The sequence below is a fragment of the Flavobacterium sp. ABG genome, from assembly GCF_001027725.1.
Classification (GTDB): Bacteria; Bacteroidota; Bacteroidia; order Flavobacteriales; family Flavobacteriaceae; genus Flavobacterium; species Flavobacterium cupriresistens.
This window is the reverse complement of the sequence record NZ_LEKS01000067.1, coordinates 1-488: the sequence shown is the minus strand read 5'-3', so window position 1 is coordinate 488 and position 488 is coordinate 1. Positions and strand designations below refer to the sequence as shown.

The window sequence follows — 488 nt, the reverse complement described above, 5'->3', positions numbered from 1 at the left end:
GGAATTTACATAAAATCTTTTACCGTTCTATGGTATTTTAGCAAAAGACGATTCTTACAAAAACATAAAAAAATAATATATAAACAAAATTAAACCGTTTAAAGACAATTATATCAGTTTAAAAGCTATTTTATTATATATACGTATCGTTTAGGGATTTAGATTAGAAAAATTGCAAATAAAAAAAAGCGCATTTTGTTTCAACAAAATGCGCTTTTTTTATAATACTTGAAGCCGTTTTAATAAATAATTTTCTTTGTTACAGTTTTACCATTTTCTAATATAATTTTAACAAGCAAGACTTGATCATTCATGACTAAATTTGGTAGTACTAATTTATTGGCATCAATATTTATTTTTTCATATACTGTTCTACCCAACAAATCATATACCTCAACTTTATTTATCACTTCAACCGATGAATCTATTTTTATCAGTTTATTTTTATTAGAGACTAAAACGGCACTATCTCCTTTATCAAAAGTGCC

Annotated in this window: 1 protein-coding gene; it reads right to left on the bottom strand. The window is 24.6% G+C overall.

Annotated elements, in window-relative coordinates; all coding sequences use genetic code 11:
- Positions 1-239: 239 nt before the first annotated feature.
- Positions 240-488, bottom strand: a 249-nt coding sequence (locus AB674_RS21690) for a T9SS sorting signal type C domain-containing protein (protein WP_047779378.1), incomplete at its 5' end; no start/stop codon positions are given.